Consider the following 17,232-nt stretch of genomic DNA (forward strand, 5'->3'; position numbering starts at 1 on the left):
TATGCTCAAAAAGCTTCAAGATGAAAGGATATTTATACACCATGGGCCTATACAAATGGTAATAGACGTATCAATAAAAGGACAAAGAAATTCAGAAATAGGTGCTGAAGTAGGTAAGCATGTATTAGAACAATTTGATAAGCTAATACAATACATCCCCCAACTAAAAAAAATGCGAACCTATAGAAGAACCAGTAACGAATTTCCTGAAGTCCTAAATAAAATGATCGTTGCTGTTGAAAAGAGTGGATATGAAGAACTTAATACTCTTGGAGCTGTGGCAGGTTCCTTTTCTGATATAGCTCTTCAAAAAGCGATGGAGCTAGGTGGAACTAGAATTATTATAAATAATGGTGGAGATATAGCATTAAAGGATTTAGAAGGAAAACCAATTAAGGTTGGGATTCCATATACAAATGATAAAGAAAGGGCTCAACTAATTTTAACAATTACTGAAAAACAAGATATTCACGGTATTTGTACTAGTGGTATTGGCGGAAGAAGTTTTACGAAAGGTATAGCTACTGCTGCAGTTGCTTTAGCATCTGATGCAGCTACAGCAGATGCTTGTGCCACCTATTTAGGTAACATGACTAATATAGAAGACGATAATATCATTCGATGTCTCGCTGAAGAAATAGATTCAGAGACTGATATCAAAGGGCAAATGATTACGCTAAAAGTAGGCGAGATTAGTGAAGAAAAAAAGTATAGGGCACTATTAAATGGACTTAACGTAGCAGAGGATTTGCATAATAAAAAAGTAATAAAAGGTGCCATAATCTTGATAGGAAATACAATAGTAAAATACCCAGATAGCTTAACTGTTGAATCTATTTAAATATAATATTTGTGAGAATTAAGGAGGCTTTACAAATGGATATTAAAATCAGAAAATACTATACTTTTGTAGAAGAAATTAAAGCTGATGGCGGAAAAGAAGTAGAGGGAAGCCATAAAAGAGTATCAATAGCAGTAGTGTTTGAGAATCCATATGCTGGTAAATATGTAGAGGATCTCTCTCCCTTATCTGATTGGGCTGCTTCAGTAACACCAGATTTAGTAGATAGAGCACTAAAAGCAGCAGGTATTGAAGTAAATGAAGCTGAAAGCTACGGGAAAGCTGCTATAGTAGGTGGAAATGGAGAGCTTGAGCATGCGGCAGCACTACTCCATCCAACATTAGGAAAACCATTTAGAGATGGATTAGGTGGAGGAAAGGCAATAATCCCTTCAGCAAAAAAAATGGGTTATCCAGGCTGTGCAATAGATGTTCCACTACATTTTAAAGATGCAGCATTCGTAAGAACACACTTTGATGCAATGGAAGTAAGAGTACCTGATGCTCCAAGAGACAATGAACTAGTGTTGATATTATCAGTAACAAATTGTGGAAGACCTCATCCAAGAGTTGGTGGACTACAAAAAGAAGAAGCTAAATGTGAAGATGGTTTAAGATAACGATTTTATAGTGAAATAAAAATCATAAGATAACATAAAAAAATAATAAAAACTGTATACAACATTCCCTTAATGGTCACGGAGGTATCCGTGACCATTTTAAATAGTACAAATGCACAAAGCCCATTTACTTTTAGCTAAAAGTATGAAATAATAAAAAATTGAAATAGTATTTGCATTAAAATACTTTTATGATAATTTTAGCACTTATGATTAAAATAAATTTGATAGAAAATGTAGGGTGAGGTGTTAAATGTGAAAATAGGGTTTGATAATAAGAAGTACTTAGAGGAACAGTCGAAGTATATCTTAGAAAGGGTAAATAATTACGATAAATTGTATCTTGAATTTGGTGGAAAGTTGATGTTTGACTTACATGCCAAAAGAGTCTTACCCGGATATGATGAAAATGTCAAAATAGAACTCCTTCGAGAGTTAAAGGAAAAGGTTGAAGTAATTGTATGTGTTTATGCAGGAGCTATTGAAAGAAACAAGATAAGAGGGGATTTTGGCATTACTTACGATATGGATGCTTTAAGGCTTATAGACGACCTAAGAGCAAATGGATTAGACGTAAATAGTGTAGTGATTACTAGATATGAAGGTCAACCAGCTGCTACTGTGTTCATAAACAAGCTACAGAATAGAGGAATAAAAGTATATAGACATGGACCTACTAAAGGCTACCCTATAGATGTAGATACAATCGTAAGCGATGAAGGTTACGGAAAAAATCCTTATATAGAGACAACAAAGCCAATTGTAGTAGTCACAGGACCTGGGCCAGGAAGTGGTAAATTAGCAACATGCTTAAATCAGCTTTATCATGAGTACAAGCGTGGCAAAGTGGCAGGTTATTCTAAATTTGAAACATTTCCTGTATGGAATGTGCCTTTGAAGCACCCTCTAAATATTGCCTATGAGGCTGCAACAGTAGATTTAAAAGATGTTAACTTAATAGATTCATTCCATTTCGATGCATATAATGAGATTGCAGTAAACTATAATCGTGATATAGAGTCATTCCCATTACTAAAAAGAATAATCGAAAAAATCACCAAAGAAGAATCAATATACAAGTCACCAACAGATATGGGAGTTAATAGAGTAGGCTTTGGGATAGTAGATGATGAGGTGGTTCAAGAAGCTTCTAAACAAGAAGTAATAAGAAGATATTTTAAAACAAAGTGTGAATATAAAAAGGGATACGTAGACGAGGAGACTCTCCAACGTGCAAAACTCATTATGGAGGAATTAGAGCTAAAGGAAGAAGACAGAAGAGTAGTAACTCCTGCTAGAGAGTATTCAGCTAAACTAAAGAAAGAGTCTGGTAGAAATGAAATTTATCCAGTTGTTGCCATAGAGCTTAAAGATGGCACGGTATTAACTGGCAGAAGCTCAGAACTAATGGATTCAACAGCGGCGGTAATTCTAAATGCAATTAAATATTATGCAAATATATCAGATGAAATTCATCTCATTTCTCCAGTTATACTTGAGCCTATTTTAAACTTACAGAAAAATGTATTCCATAACAAGAGAGCAGCTTTAAGCTGTGAAGTGGTATTAATAGCCCTTAGTATATGTGCTGCCACAAATCCAATTGCACAAGTAGCACTTGACAAGCTTTCTGAACTAAAAGGATGTCAGGCTCATTCAACTACTATTTTGACTAGAAGCGATGAACAGACCTTTGGAAAGCTAGGAATAGATATAACCTGTGATCCTGAATATCCTTCAGAAAGTCTTTACTATAATATATAAATATATAAATGAAAAATTTGTGGATATAGTAGGTACTACTTATAATATAAGAACTTTTCGTTAATAAGTTTAAAGAAAAGCTTCCTTAATTGCTATATTATAATGGAAGCTTTTCTTTTTTATAACGAATAAGAAAATTTTACTTTATAATTCTTATAATCAAGAACTTACCTTATGAGTGTTAAGAAAAACTTCCTTGATTTTAATTTTCGATAGATTCTAATTGCGTAATTTCATTAGTATATAATTTACTATAAAAATAGCCATGAACTATAAAGCATTGAGAGAAAAATTTAGTGTGATTTTTTGACTAAATAATAGTATAATGGATATATTTAGTTAAGAAGGAAACCGCATTGAAAGGATGGTGAAATTATATGAGATATAGCATTACCGAGGGAGATAATAAAGTAATTATAAAAAATATTAAAGACTTCGAGCCTAAGCATATATTCGAATGTGGGCAATGTTTTAGATGGGACAAAGAAGATGATGGCAGCTATACAGGCGTAGCTTATGGAAAGATATTAAATGTCAAGAAGGAAGGCGAAGACATTATTTTTTCAAATACAAATCTGAGTGATTTTAAGTTAATATGGGAAGATTATTTTGATTTAAAAACAGACTATGATGAAATAAAAAATAAGCTGTCTAAGGAACCAATATTAAAGGAAGCAATTAATTTTGGGTATGGAATAAGAATATTAAATCAAGATGAGTGGGAAATGCTCATATCTTTTATACTATCAGCAAGAAATAGTATTCCTATGATTAAGAAATCTATAAGCATGCTAAGCGAAAGATATGGAAAGTACATAGGAGAATATAATGGGAAAAAGTATTATAGTTTTCCTGAGGCTAATGCATTAGACAAATTATCTATTGAAGAGCTAAAGGATTGCAAAACCTCTTTTAGGGCTAAATACATAATAAGTGCTGCTACCATAGTTTCTAGGGGAGAGACAGATATATATAGAATCAAGAATCTCTCAACAGAGGATGCTAGAAAAGAGCTCATGAGATTTACAGGTGTAGGACCAAAGGTATCTGATTGTATTATGCTATTTTCAATGAAAAAACACGATGCATTCCCTATAGATGTTTGGGTGAAAAGAGTTATGGAATATTTTTATTTAAAGAAAGACACTAGTTTAAAGGATATTCAAGAATATGGGCAGGGGAAGTTTGGAGAATATGCAGGATATGCCCAGCAATATTTGTTTTATTATGCAAGAGAACTAGGGATTGGGAAGGGTAAGTAAAATTTAAAATTAAAAAAGTATTCATGTTTAACGATAGTTTGACAGTAGTTTAGATGTAGTTTAACCATTGTTTAAGTATTGCCAACCATTATTTTACTATTACGCTGACATTTTTAATATATTCTATGAAAAATGAAGATATTAAGAGATATCAAGTGAAACATAAACAAATATAAGCGTAACCTCAAATATTAGCGTAATAGAGCTAAATATCGATAAAATAGACATTTGATTATGTAAAATGCTTTAGATAACATATAAGTTGTAAGAATTAGCACTCAACGATAGAGAGTGCTAATAATTAAAAAAGAAAAGACAAAATTAAAATAAACAGGGAGGGTAAAACATGAATATTAAGCCATTAGGAGACAGAGTTGTTATTAAAAAGGTAGAGGTTGAAGAAAAAACTAAAAGCGGTATAGTACTTCCAGGTTCAGCTAAAGAGCAACCACAAATCGCTGAAGTTATTGCAGTAGGTGCTGGAATAACAGGAGATGAAAAGAAAAAAGATGAAATAAAAGTTGGAGACAGAGTAATATTCTCTAAATATTCAGGAACTGAAGTTAAAGTAGATGATGTAGAGTATACTATAGTTAAATTAGCTGATATATTAGCTGTAGTTGAGTAGATTGGCCTAAGGATTCTAACATGTTTTACAAATGTTCACTAGTTTTTGAATTGATTTAATTGTTGAATGACAAAAAATTTAAGGAGTGTGAATGTAATGGCTAAAGATATTAGATTTAGTGAAGAAGCACGTCGTGCTATGGAAAAGGGTATAAACAAATTAGCAGATACAGTTAAGGTTACTTTAGGACCAAAGGGAAGAAACGTTGTTTTAGATAAAAAATTTGGATCACCACTAATTACAAACGACGGGGTTACCATAGCTCGTGAAATAGAGCTTGAAGATAAATATGAAAACATGGGAGCTCAATTAGTTAAGGAAGTAGCTACAAAAACTAATGATGTTGCTGGAGATGGTACTACTACAGCTACAATATTAGCTCAAGCAATTATTAGAGAAGGATTAAAAAACGTTGCTGCTGGTGCTAACCCAATGATAGTTAAGAGAGGTATACATAAGGCAGTTGATCTAGCAGTAGAAGAAATTAAATCATTATCTAAGACAATTGAAAGTAAAGAGTCTATAGCTCAAGTTGCATCTATATCAGCTGGCGACGATGAAATAGGAAGCTTAATTGCAGAAGCTATGGATAAGGTTGGCAAAGAAGGCGTTATTACAGTTGAAGAATCAAAATCAATGGGAACTACTCTTGATGTAGTTGAAGGTATGCAATTTGATAGAGGATATTTATCTGCATATATGGTAACAGATACAGAAAAAATGGAAGCAGTTTTAGAAAATCCATACATCTTAATTACTGATAAGAAAATAACTAATATTCAAGAAATTCTTCCAATATTAGAGCAAATAGTTCAACAAGGAAAACAATTATTAATTATTGCTGAAGATGTTGAAGGCGAAGCACTAGCTACATTAGTAGTTAATAAGCTAAGAGGAACATTTACATGTGTAGCTGTTAAGGCACCTGGATTTGGAGATAGAAGAAAAGATATGCTAAGAGATATAGCTATTCTTACAGGTGGAGAAGTTATATCAGAAGAATTAGGATATGACTTAAAAGAAGCTACATTAGATATGCTTGGAAAGGCTCAAACAGTAAAAGTTGACAAAGAAAACACTACAATAGTAAATGGTGCAGGAGAAGCCCAAGCTATTCAAGATAGAGTTAGACAATTAAAAGCTCAAATAGAAGAGACAACTTCAGAATTTGACAAAGAAAAACTACAAGAAAGACTTGCTAAGTTATCTGGTGGAGTTGCAGTTATCCAAGTTGGAGCAGCAACAGAAACTGAATTAAAAGAAAAGAAACTTAGAATTGAAGACGCTTTAGCTGCTACTAGAGCTGCAGTAGAAGAAGGTATAGTATCAGGTGGTGGAGTTGCATTAGTAAATGTAATCCCAGCAGTTGAAGCATTATTAGATACAACTTCTGGAGATGAAAAGACAGGAGTTAGCATAATCTTAAGAGCTTTAGAGGAGCCAGTTAGACAAATCGCTGCAAATGCAGGATTAGAAGGCTCAATCATAGTAGAAAAAGTAAAAGCTAGTGAAAAAGGCGTTGGATTCGACGCATTAAATGAGAGATATGTTAACATGATTGAATCAGGTATAGTTGACCCAGCAAAAGTAACAAGATCAGCTCTTCAAAATGCTGCATCAATAGCTGCTATGATTCTTACTACAGAAGCTGTAGTAACTGACTTACCAGAAGAAAATGAACCAGCTATGCCAGGAATGGGTGGCATGGGCGGCATGGGCGGAATGATGTAATATCTGTCCAGCAAAATTGAAAGGATATAGATTTAGACTAGTTGATATAAATAAATCTTAAACAATTTGTGAACAATAAGTAATTAAGGGACTTTTCATAAGTAGATTTAACTTATGGAAAGTCTCTTTTTCAATTAATAACAAATCATAGTTAAAACCCCATTGTCTGTTGAGTAATTTTATAATATGAGGTATTGAATGACTGCTAATATTTTGCTGATCAATAATAGAGCTAATGTTAATTAGAAGTCAAGAAGTCCTTAGGGGCAAAAATGATTTTAATACCTTTTCTCATATTATATAAATACTTCTGAATTATGGTATAATGTATCTAAATAATTGTAAAGGTGATATTTGTGAATAATAAAATCCTTTCATATCTAAAATTATATAAGAATAAAACAATATCCTTATTTGAGCTGGAAAGAATATTTGAAGGAAATACTAATTATGAAGATTTTGCAAAGGAAATTAAAATCCTTGAAGAAAAAGATATATTAAGGCCAGTTAAATCACATCATACAAATGGCAAAGCCATACCTTTATATAATTCTTATCGAATTAATAAATCAGTTTTCAAAGAAGAACTATCAGACAGAATACAAAAATTCAAGCTAATATCAAATCCCGATATTGACTTACAAAAATACTTTGAACTCAGTGAGAAGGAATGGGAGAAGGACTTTCCATATATAGAGATAGTAAATAATTATATAGAGAAACATGGATTTCCTATTGACGAAGCTACTTCACCAGAACGTTCATATCAGATAATGGGCGATGAGAAATGGATTGATGAAAAGGGTGGAAGGAAGCTGCTAGAGAGATTAGATGTATGGGAGAAATTTAAAATTTCATATAAAAATGACCCTTTGATGCTAGGAGTAAATCCTAAAGAGATGAATAAAGAGCTGCATTTTCATATGATAGTAGAAAATAAAGCTACCTTTCACGTTATGTTAGATATTTTACATGATACAATATTTACTTCTTTAGTATATGGAGCAGGCTGGAAAATAGTATCCAATGTTGTAATGCTAGAAAAGCAATTAGGTCTAGAGGGACATAATCATAAACTATTTTATTTTGGAGATATGGATTATGAAGGGATTTCAATTTGGAATGCTCTTAATAGCAAGAAACCTACTATTTTAGCTAGTAAGTTTTATAAAGTTTTGCTTAAAAAGCCTTACTCTAAAGGAAAAGACAATCAGAAAGCAAACCAAATAGCAATTAAGAACTTCTTAGAGAGCTTTAACGTAGAGGAGAGAAATCAAATATTAGAGATGTTCAATAATGGTGGATATTATCCTCAAGAAAGCTTAAAAAATGAAGAGATTAGCCACATATGGAGGAATATGCTTTATGGAGCCAATTATTAAAGGTATCACAGAAAATTATAAAGATAGGGTTCAAAAAATAGCCTTATTTGATGTGTTATATAACCTTGAAAATAAGAAGACTAAAGATAATAGTGGGAAATATATAGACTTTTTTAGTCTTGGTCTATTAACCCTGCTTTTTTTCTTTGAAAATATGCTCATAAGAAACAAAAAAACCGGAGTAAAAGAATTAACAGAGCTTCTAATTAAAATTAATAAAGAAGAAATAAACCTGGACTATAAAGGTTTTGAAAATATTGCAAGAACCATAATCGAAACTTTCAGACCGCCAAGTGGGAAAAGGAATTTTAGAAAGTTTTATAACTGGGAGAGTAGAAGAGAGGAAGTTATAGAGTATTCAATACTCAAAGCATCTAAGTCTGATATTAAAGCAAATACTCAGTATTATACCTTAGATGAACAGGGCTTAGAGCTTATTTTTGCAACTAAAGAGTATTTTAGTGAATTTCAGTTGTCTATCAATCAGCTCTTGTTAAGAAAACAGCTTGAAAAAGGAGAATTTGTAGGTGCACTACGTCAGATAGATGAAATGAGAATAGACGTAGAAACTATTGAAGAAAGAATGAAAAAAATTAAATATGAGGTTCAGCGAAACATACTATCTGAAAAGACATATGAAAGATATAAGACTTTACTAGAAGATATAAACCTAAGATTAACACGAGAAAATGAGGAGTTTGATGAACTGCAGAGCTTTGTAAATGAGACTAGGGAAAAGCTATCCTATGAAGTAAAAAATGAGAAGGATATTAAAGCCTATGAGTATATAATTAAAATCCATAAAGAATTAGGAGAAGTTCATAGAGAGCACAGACAGTTGTTAGAAAAAAGCATAGAACTAAAAACCGCAACACTCCAATCTGCACAAGAATCTTTATATTATATAAGCATAGATTCTTTTAATTTTAAAAATGAAATTACTTCAAGATTGTTCTCTTCTCCATTGCCATTAGTTTCATCAAGACAGTTGCTTGAGCCTTTTTTATCCCTTGAAAAAAGAAAGGCCTGGTCTCCATTAACAGTTTTTTCTCCTCAAAGAATAGAAAATAAAGATTATAAAGAAACGACAAATGATTTTTTAGAAATGACATGTAATGAGAAAATAGGAAGAGACTTAGAAGTTCAGCAAAGAAACTTTAAGTTTATAATGGAAATTATTTTAGCGGCTTTAGATAGTAACTTTGAGACTAACATACAAAATGTAGTTGATTATATGAAAAATAAGAATCTTGATTATATATTAAACGATATTTTATTTTACCACTTTTTTATTATATTGCATCAAAAGTCACCCATTAAAATTAGTATGGAAAAGGATGATAAGGAACTGCTTTTACAAGATGTGATAGAGCTTTTATATGATAAATATTCAACATTATATGTTATAGAAAGCAATGGAATAGTAAAAGGCAATGATAAGTATAGTATCAGAAATATGCTGATAAAATTGGAGGAGAAAAGCAATGTATTATGAGCGTGAGCAAGTTAAAAAAGCTTTTAAAATATATTCTAGACTATCAATTTTTGGATGTATTGAGAAAGATGAATTAAGGCTATATCTTGCAGATGATGTAGTAAGAGGATTAGTAGATGACTTTGCAAATGATGTAGATTGTGTAATATTTGTAGCAGGTGATTATGTTTACATGGTTCCAAAATCTATGAACTCAGTATTCCATATATCTAACGAAAGTATAAAAAATGTATATCTTCCATCAAGAGCTGTAAATGCAGATATATATACTATGTATATTGCAATCATAATACTTTTTGGAGAGTTTTATGATAGCTATCAAAGTACAAATCCTACAAGAGATTTTTTGTCAATGGAAGAATGGTTGGAAAATGTCAATGACAGAATACTTTCCCTCAAGGACTATAATATTGATGAATTAAAAGAGCTAGAAAAAGAATATGAATACAATTGGATAGATATTATTGAAAGATGGGAGCCTATAGATGATTTAAAGGAGAATGTCAAGAAGCAAGATGCTAGAACTGTAAGTCGCTTAAGTTTTTTAAATACAGTAAAGAAGTTTTTAGAAGACCAGGATTTAATTAATGATATTGGCAATGATGAAATAGAGCTAACAGAAAAAGCAAAAACAATTGTTCAGAGGTATTATATGGAACATGAGTTCAATAGGGGGATATTGGATTTTATGTACCAGTTAGATGAAAAGAGGGAGGGGGAAAAAGATGCCAGCCATATCTAAGATACGCTTTACAAATGTAATATATGAAAATGGTTTAAAAAGATATAACGATGACATATTTGATTTTGACGGATATAATGGAGCTATTTTGTTAGAAAATGGTGGGGGAAAAACTGTGTTTATTCAAACAGCTATTCAAGCCATACTTCCTCATTCTGATATGGGTGAAAGAAAAATAAGAGAAACTCTATCCTTAGAAGGCTCACCATGCCATATAGCTATTGAATGGATACTAAATGATAGACCGAGAAGATATGCATTGACAGCAGTTACATTGTTTCTCAACAATAACAAGCTAGATTCATATAAATATGTCTATGAATATATGTATAATGACGAACACAGGATCGAAAATCTTCCTTTTGTAAAGATAAGTGGAGATGGAAGAAAAAGGCCGTCAGATAAGGGAGAAATAAATGAATACTATCAATATATGAAACAGAATTACATGATGGCAGAAACATTCAAAACAATAGCTGAATTTCACAAATATATTGAAGAAAATTTCAAGATTATACCATCAGAATGGAAAAACATTGCATCTATAAATGCTACTGAAGGTGGAGTAGAGGGATTTTTTGAAGGATGCTCTACTACTAGGCAGTTAGTTGACAAGCTCTTGATTCCAGTAGTTGAGGAAGCTGTTTCTGAAAAGGGAACGCAGGATTTTGTAAATACTTTTGAAAAGCATAGGGAACATTTTAAAAAACATAAGCAATTACGAGAAAGAATAGATGAGAGTAAACAAATAGAAGTTCAAATAAATAAGTATGTGAGCGAATATTATAAATACTACAATGCAAAAGAAGAATTTGCTAAAAAGAAATCTTATACAAAAGCATTGTATTTGCTAGCTAAAGATGAGGAAAAAAATATTTTAGAAAAGATAAATGAAAATAAAATAGAAAGGGAAGAAATAACATCAGGATTATATGAGTTAGAAAAAAAGAAGGATTCCTATGACCTAGCTGTATTAAAGAAGAATTTAGATGAATCCAAGATAAAATATATAAATACAAAGGAAGAATATGACAGCTTTCAAAATCAGTACAAGGATAGAGAAAGGAAGCTTGTTAATCTTAATATAGCTAAAGCAAAAAGTGAAATAAATGAAGTAGAAGGTAATATTAAAGTTAATGAAAAAGCGATTAAAAGGTTAATAGAAGAGCTAAATTTAGAAGAAGTAGAAGAAGAATTACAAAAAAACTCTTCAAAAATAAGGGGATATTTTTTAAACGAAGAGAGTGCCATAGTTAAAGAGAAAGAGCTACTAGAAGGGCAAAAGGAGTCATTTGAAAAGCAACTGAAAGATAAAGAAACAGGTGAAAAAGAACTGTTTAGCAACAGAGATAAAATTAAAGCTGACATAAATACTAATAATGGGAAAATTGAAATGCTTGAAAAAGAGCTAAAGTCCATTGGAAGTAAATTACCTGATAATAGGGATAAGGGAAATATAAGAGAAAGCAGGCTTAAATGGAGTGAAAGAATAGCTCAGCTGGAAAAAAACATAGTAAATTATAGTAATGAAATAAACCTTCTAGAAAACGAAAGAATGACGATAAATGATAGTATAAAATCAAATAGAACAGAGTTAGATGAATTGAAAAATCAGCAAATAATAATATCTGAGCGATTAGCTGCTATAGATGACAAACAAAGTAACTTGCTAATGAGAGTAAAACCTATAAATGATAGTTGGGGATACATTAACTCTCTTTATATGAGACAAGATTCAATAATTAATTATATTGAAAGTACAATTGAGGGATTAGTTAGTGAAAAAGAAAAAATTCTTCTAAATGAACGTGTATCCAGAAGATTTGCAGATGATTATTATGAAAATAAGTATTTTACAGCTGAACCTTTGCTAGAAAATTGGATTGAGGAGTGGAAAAAAGATTTTTCATTTATAGAAGCAGGTACTAGATATATTCAGAGGGCAGCAGAAGTACTTGGAAAATCTGAGGATAGCTATTATAAGGACTATCCTTATTGGCCTATCTCACTAGTTGTATCTGATAGTGAAATAGAAAAATTAAAGAAAAATTTTGATAGAGTCAGTGATAAAGTTACTTATCCTATAGTTATATTAGCTGATAGTGAGGCAAGAAGCATATTAGATAATGGGAAGGCTATTGATCAATGTGTAATATTTCCGAAGTATTGGCAGGACAATCTTAAGGAAGCAAGCTTTGCTAAATGGAAAGAAGATTTGAAGGCCAAGTCTGAAGAAATAACTAAGCTTAGAAAATCAAAGGAGTCAGAGATAAATAATTTAAGTAGATTACTGTCTGATATAAGAGATTTTTTTAGCCAATATAGCTATGAATACTACCAACAATTAATATCGGGAAAAAGAGACTTAGAGGAGAAAATATATTCTAAAACCATGTTCATTAATAATATGGAGATGAGATTAAATGAAATCAATAATTCTATTTCACAACTAAACAAAAAAAGAGACGAAGCAAAAGATGAAAGCAATACTCTAAATAACTGGGTACAGTTAGCACAAGACTATTTGAATAAAGAGAAAGATAAAGAAGCTTTAGAAATTCATATATATCAGTTAAAAGAGCAATTGAACAATATGGACATAAAGATAGAAGCTTTGAGTAAAGAAATTAATAGAATTAAATCTATATGTCAAGAATTAGATAAAGATATTTTCGAGTTTGCTAATAGAGTACACTTATTAAAATCAGAAGAGCTATATACAGAGGTCATGTATTCAGAGCCTATATTTTCCCATGAGAGTAGAAGTACCTTGGAAACAGAAAGAAAAAGATTGAAGGAGTTATTAAATTCCCAACAGGGCGATATTAAAAAACTAAGAGATGATATTGATAGTTATAATGCTTCTTTAATTAAACTAAAGAATGACTTAGAGAGAAAAAGAAAGCAAAGTGATTATATTATTGATGAGGAAATGGTATTTCCATCCTACGGAGAAGAGGAAATAGAAAAACTAATTGAAGACTTAAATAGTTTAAAACCAAGTAAGAAGATTTTAGAAAAAAATCTAAAGAGGGATGAAGATAAATATAAAGAACTAGAAACGAAATATAATCTTCGGAAAAATGATTATTTTAAGAAGCATACTGACCTATTAGAGTTTAACAAGTCACTATATGAAGTAAAGATAAACATAGAACGTGAATATGAGGAACTAACTAAAAGACAAGATAAAAATAATGAAATAGAGATTTCACTGAATAAAGAGAAAGAAAGCATAGATGAGGTATTGAAGATTTTAAACACTAAGCATGAAAGATTTAGATATTTGGCTGAAGATATCAAAGCATGTGAGCTGAATGCAGACATTATAAGAGATTTTCCTTATGTTCGTAGAAATCTAGTTCTTAATTCTATAGATACACTGGAAGACTTAGAGAATAAGTCAATTGAAGCAACAAAAGATTTAGAGAATCAGAAAAATTGGTTTGAAAGATTTTGTAGTGACAATATTAAAGATATTAGATTAAAGCAAAGAACTATTGAAGGCATTAGATACAAAGATAACTATGCTGATGTTTTAGAGTGGCAAAATAAAATGCAGGATAATTTGGCTAGAATAATTAAAGTAGCTGAAGATGATATGAGAGAACATGATAAACAGTTAGAGCATTTTATTGAGCATCTAAGTAAATATTTAGCTACCTTGACACAAGAACTAAAAGTAATTCCAAAGAATACTAGAATAAAAGTAGAAGATAAATGGAAGGAAATATTTAAGTTTGATGTTCCGGAATGGAATGAACAAGAAGGAAAGCAGGAGCTAAGAAAACACGTTGACTGGATGATAAAGCAGCTTGAAAATCCTAGCTTTAAAAATGATGATGGAACTGATAAAGACACAGAAATAAGAAAAGAAATAGAGAAGTGGCTCGATTCAAAGCAGCTTTTAGGAATAGTTATGAAAAATAATGATATAAAAGTAAGCTGCAGAAAGGTTACAAATGATGGGAAGATAAGCAGTACTCCTACAACTTGGGAAAGCTCTAACAAATGGTCTGGAGGAGAAAAATGGAGTAAGAATATGACTTTGTTTTTAGGTATATCAAGATATCTAGCGGAAAAAAGACAGAGCATAGTAACAAGTCAAAAGACTAATAGAACTGTAATTGTCGATAATCCATTTGGAAAGGCTTCAAGTGATCATGTACTGGATCCTGTATTTTTTATAGCAGATAAGCTAGGATTTCAGATAATAGCTTTAACTGCCCATGTTGAAGGTAAATTTGTTAGAAACTATTTTCCAGTAGTTTATAGCTGTAAATTAAGAGAAGCTGTTAATTCAAGTAATCAAATTATTGATAAAGAAAAGGAAATAAATTATGCTTTTTTCAAAGATAATGATCCTAGAGCACTAATAAGATTAGGAGAAGAAAGGCAGTTAGATTTTTTTTAATTAATTTATTTCCAATATTCATAATCTACTTATAAATGATATAATATATTCAAGAATGTTAACGGGAGTGATGGTTTATGGAAAGCAAAGAATTGCTAGTAGCCATTAGGGAGATAGTGAGAGAAGAGCTAGGACCAGTGAAGCAAGATATCTCAATACTAAAGCAGGATGTTGCTGGATTAAAGCAAGATGTGACTGTACTAAAGCAGGATGTTGCTGTACTAAAGCAGGATGTTGCTGGATTAAAGCAAGATGTGACTGTACTAAAGCAGGATGTTGCTGGATTAAAGCAAGATGTGACTGGACTAAAGCAGGATGTTGCTGGATTAAAGCAAGATGTGACTGTACTAAAGCAGGATGTTGCTGAATTAAAGCAAGATGTGACTGGACTAAAACAAGATGTAGACGGTATAAAAGTAACATTAAAAGAGCAAGGCCAATTATTATCTGCTTTGGAACATAAGTTAGATATAGTGAAGGCTGAACAGGAAAACATGAAGTATGATATTAATAAGATAACAGGTAAAATAGAATCTATGGAAAAAAACATGAATTTAGTAGAGGCTGCAACTGCACACAATTGGGGAGAAATAGTTAAGCTGAGATCTGGCATATAAATGGCGGTTAGAAACCGTACCTTTGGCTAGGTACGGTTTTATTTTTTCAAAGGATATTATTCCTCTACCTTTGGAGTAGGTATAATGTCAACCATAAGCTTCCCCTCTTGTTCATAAGCTAGGATGGTAACTGCTTTGTTGTTTTTTTCAACTACTAAACCATTGGGCTTAAAATCTCTAGCAGTTGTCCAACCATTCTCATTTAAGTTTTTTTCGTATTCGAATAAGAATGAGTTTAGTGAGCCATTTTCTACTACATAAATAGAAACTTCAACGCTTGTATCCTCAACTGAACTTTCGTAATTTGATTCTAAAACCATATCCTCTCTTATAGGAAAATTTAAAGATTCCACAGATTGCATATTTGATGAACTACACCCAACTAATATTATTATTAGAGAAAATAAGAAAAATAGAAGATAATATTTTTTCAACAACAACACCTCATTATTATATTTTGGTAATATTATTTTCATTAGTGGGGAGATTTATGTAGAAATAGGAATGATGTAATAAAACCATAAGCCCTTCGCAATCTACGAGTTTTAAAGGATTGACGGATAAAAGTATCAGGAGAAATTCTTGTGTTAGAATTCTCCTGTCTTTAAAACTTCAACAAAATTTATCTAAACTTGGTAGCTAAATGTTCTATTTCTTTTTCACTAATTAATTTACCATTGCTCCAATTTCTGATTTCAGCTGCATCAAGGATAGTAGATTGTATTTGTCTGATATTTGACTGGCATTTTAATAGCATTTGTCTAAGTTCTAAACATGAAGATTCCATTATAGTGTTATCATAGGAATGTGATATTTGCCTTTCAGAGTAAATAAGATCAGTCAATAAATCTTTTTCAGTAAGGTGCTTATCTATGTACAAGATAATCCTCTCCTTATTTTTATAACGAATAGGAAAGTTCTGCTTTATAATACTTATAGTCTAGAACTTTCTGTTAATGAGTTTTAATAAAAGTTTCCTTAGCTGATAATGTTTCGATGGAAACTTCTATTTTTTTGCTAAATAATCTTGCATTTTAAGATGTTCTAGTCAAGAACTTAAATAAGATAGTAGCAACCTATAATTATCTTCATGCATCTTTCCTGCATTGTAGCAAATATTTTTTAATTCACTATCAAATATTGTATTGCTGTAGGAAGAGCATTTTTTGGATAAAAGCAACTCTTGATTTAAGAGCTCCTCTAAAAGATGAAGTGTTTTGCAATCAACATCCTTTCCTAATATATTTTTTTCCAATATAACACCTCCACACCTTGATAGCTTAAATTATAGTATAATTATTATGTCAGTTTATTAAAAATATATAGCTTGTAAAATATGTGACTAAAAACAAAAAAATGACTATTGCCAAATATTATATTAAGAAATGTTAATAATATTATGGTACAGATTTTTCTTGACAAGCATGTAATTTTTTGTTAAGTTAAAAGGAAAAACATATATGAAAACTCATATATACCCTAGAATATGGCTAGGGAGTCTCTACCGGATTACCGTAAATTATCCGACTATGAGTGGAATATAATAGCTAGAATAATAGCAAATTCTAGTGATTATTTGACTTTCAAAAAAATGACTGACATAAAATCATGAACTTTTGCTATTGGCTTGTGCTTTTAAGTACACATTTCCACTCTTAAGGAACTGTGTACTTTTATTTTTATTTAATTTTGGCTTTATTTCTTATTTTTTCATAACCTTGTCTCTAATTTTAAAT

At 31.2% G+C, this 17,232-nt stretch carries 14 protein-coding genes and 1 riboswitch; of the genes, 11 read left to right on the forward strand and 3 right to left on the reverse strand.

Going from position 1 to position 17,232, the window contains the following annotated elements:
• Nucleotide 1: 1 nt before the first annotated feature.
• From DW1_RS01910 to DW1_RS01960, 11 genes are all read left to right on the forward strand, one after another.
• On the forward strand, nt 2-841 hold the full coding sequence (locus DW1_RS01910) for a hypothetical protein (RefSeq protein WP_074348945.1): 840 nt from the start codon (nt 2-4) through the stop codon (nt 839-841).
• A gap of 35 nt (nt 842-876) precedes the next feature.
• Nucleotides 877-1,461 carry an amino acid synthesis family protein gene (locus tag DW1_RS01915; RefSeq protein WP_074348946.1) on the forward strand — a complete coding sequence of 195 codons (585 nt, stop codon included), beginning with the start codon at nt 877-879 and terminating at the stop codon, nt 1,459-1,461.
• Between the two features lie 255 nt (nt 1,462-1,716).
• A complete protein-coding gene (locus DW1_RS01920) occupies nt 1,717-3,225 on the forward strand; it encodes a DUF1846 domain-containing protein (RefSeq protein WP_074348947.1) in 1,509 nt (502 codons plus the stop codon).
• Between the two features lie 377 nt (nt 3,226-3,602).
• The gene (locus tag DW1_RS01925; protein WP_074348948.1) at nt 3,603-4,487 is read left to right on the forward strand and encodes a DNA-3-methyladenine glycosylase family protein; all 885 of its coding nucleotides are present in this window, start codon (nt 3,603-3,605) and stop codon (nt 4,485-4,487) included.
• A gap of 346 nt (nt 4,488-4,833) precedes the next feature.
• Complete coding sequence (locus DW1_RS01930) at nt 4,834-5,115, forward strand: co-chaperone GroES (RefSeq protein ID WP_074348949.1); 282 nt, start codon at nt 4,834-4,836, stop codon at nt 5,113-5,115.
• 96 nt (nt 5,116-5,211) lie between these two features.
• Nucleotides 5,212-6,846: a chaperonin GroEL gene (groL, locus tag DW1_RS01935; RefSeq protein WP_074348950.1), complete on the forward strand. Its 1,635-nt coding sequence runs from the start codon at nt 5,212-5,214 to the stop codon at nt 6,844-6,846.
• A gap of 356 nt (nt 6,847-7,202) precedes the next feature.
• The gene (locus DW1_RS01940) at nt 7,203-8,228 is read left to right on the forward strand and encodes a Wadjet anti-phage system protein JetD domain-containing protein (RefSeq protein ID WP_074348951.1); all 1,026 of its coding nucleotides are present in this window, start codon (nt 7,203-7,205) and stop codon (nt 8,226-8,228) included.
• Nucleotides 8,212-9,723, forward strand: coding sequence for a replicative DNA helicase (locus DW1_RS01945; RefSeq protein WP_074348952.1), 1,512 nt, complete (start codon nt 8,212-8,214; stop codon nt 9,721-9,723). The genes DW1_RS01940 and DW1_RS01945 overlap by 17 nt, the downstream gene beginning before the upstream one ends.
• Nucleotides 9,713-10,465 (forward strand): DUF6063 family protein, encoded by a 753-nt coding sequence (locus tag DW1_RS01950; RefSeq protein ID WP_074348953.1) that lies wholly within the window; start codon nt 9,713-9,715, stop codon nt 10,463-10,465. The genes DW1_RS01945 and DW1_RS01950 overlap by 11 nt, the downstream gene beginning before the upstream one ends.
• Nucleotides 10,449-14,879 (forward strand): coiled-coil domain-containing protein, encoded by a 4,431-nt coding sequence (locus DW1_RS01955; protein ID WP_074348954.1) that lies wholly within the window; start codon nt 10,449-10,451, stop codon nt 14,877-14,879. Before DW1_RS01950 ends, DW1_RS01955 begins: the two co-directional genes overlap by 17 nt.
• A 77-nt stretch (nt 14,880-14,956) precedes the next feature.
• Nucleotides 14,957-15,496, forward strand: a complete 540-nt coding sequence (locus tag DW1_RS01960; RefSeq protein ID WP_083605471.1) for a coiled-coil domain-containing protein — start codon at nt 14,957-14,959, stop codon at nt 15,494-15,496.
• Between the two features lie 56 nt (nt 15,497-15,552).
• On the opposite strand, the gene DW1_RS01965 is transcribed toward DW1_RS01960, so the two are convergent.
• From DW1_RS01965 to DW1_RS01975, 3 genes are all read right to left on the reverse strand, one after another.
• Nucleotides 15,553-15,849, reverse strand: a complete 297-nt coding sequence (locus tag DW1_RS01965) for a hypothetical protein (protein ID WP_143474337.1) — start codon at nt 15,847-15,849, stop codon at nt 15,553-15,555.
• A 269-nt stretch (nt 15,850-16,118) separates the two neighbouring features.
• Entirely contained in the window at nt 16,119-16,376 is a 258-nt protein-coding gene (locus DW1_RS01970) for a spore coat protein (protein WP_074348956.1), read from the reverse strand.
• Between the two features lie 168 nt (nt 16,377-16,544).
• Nucleotides 16,545-16,751, reverse strand: a complete 207-nt coding sequence (locus DW1_RS01975) for a hypothetical protein (RefSeq protein ID WP_074348957.1) — start codon at nt 16,749-16,751, stop codon at nt 16,545-16,547.
• Between the two features lie 193 nt (nt 16,752-16,944).
• A riboswitch (purine riboswitch) is annotated at nt 16,945-17,046 on the forward strand.
• Nucleotides 17,047-17,232 lie beyond the last annotated feature (186 nt).

Source organism: Proteiniborus sp. DW1 (assembly GCF_900095305.1).
In the GTDB taxonomy this organism is placed as follows: Bacteria; Bacillota; Clostridia; order Tissierellales; family Proteiniboraceae; genus Proteiniborus.

Excerpts from the sequence above, each read along its gene's own strand:
- DW1_RS01910 (WP_074348945.1), top strand. The coding sequence starts at position 2 with ATGCTCAAAAAGCTTCAAGATGAAAGGATATTTATACACCATGGGCCT.
- groL (WP_074348950.1), top strand. The coding sequence starts at position 5,212 with ATGGCTAAAGATATTAGATTTAGTGAAGAAGCACGTCGTGCTATGGAA.
- DW1_RS01955 (WP_074348954.1), top strand. The coding sequence starts at position 10,449 with ATGCCAGCCATATCTAAGATACGCTTTACAAATGTAATATATGAAAAT.
- DW1_RS01915 (WP_074348946.1), top strand. The coding sequence starts at position 877 with ATGGATATTAAAATCAGAAAATACTATACTTTTGTAGAAGAAATTAAA.
- DW1_RS01950 (WP_074348953.1), top strand. The coding sequence starts at position 9,713 with ATGTATTATGAGCGTGAGCAAGTTAAAAAAGCTTTTAAAATATATTCT.
- DW1_RS01930 (WP_074348949.1), top strand. The coding sequence starts at position 4,834 with ATGAATATTAAGCCATTAGGAGACAGAGTTGTTATTAAAAAGGTAGAG.
- DW1_RS01960 (WP_083605471.1), top strand. The coding sequence starts at position 14,957 with ATGGAAAGCAAAGAATTGCTAGTAGCCATTAGGGAGATAGTGAGAGAA.
- DW1_RS01945 (WP_074348952.1), top strand. The coding sequence starts at position 8,212 with ATGGAGCCAATTATTAAAGGTATCACAGAAAATTATAAAGATAGGGTT.
- DW1_RS01925 (WP_074348948.1), top strand. The coding sequence starts at position 3,603 with ATGAGATATAGCATTACCGAGGGAGATAATAAAGTAATTATAAAAAAT.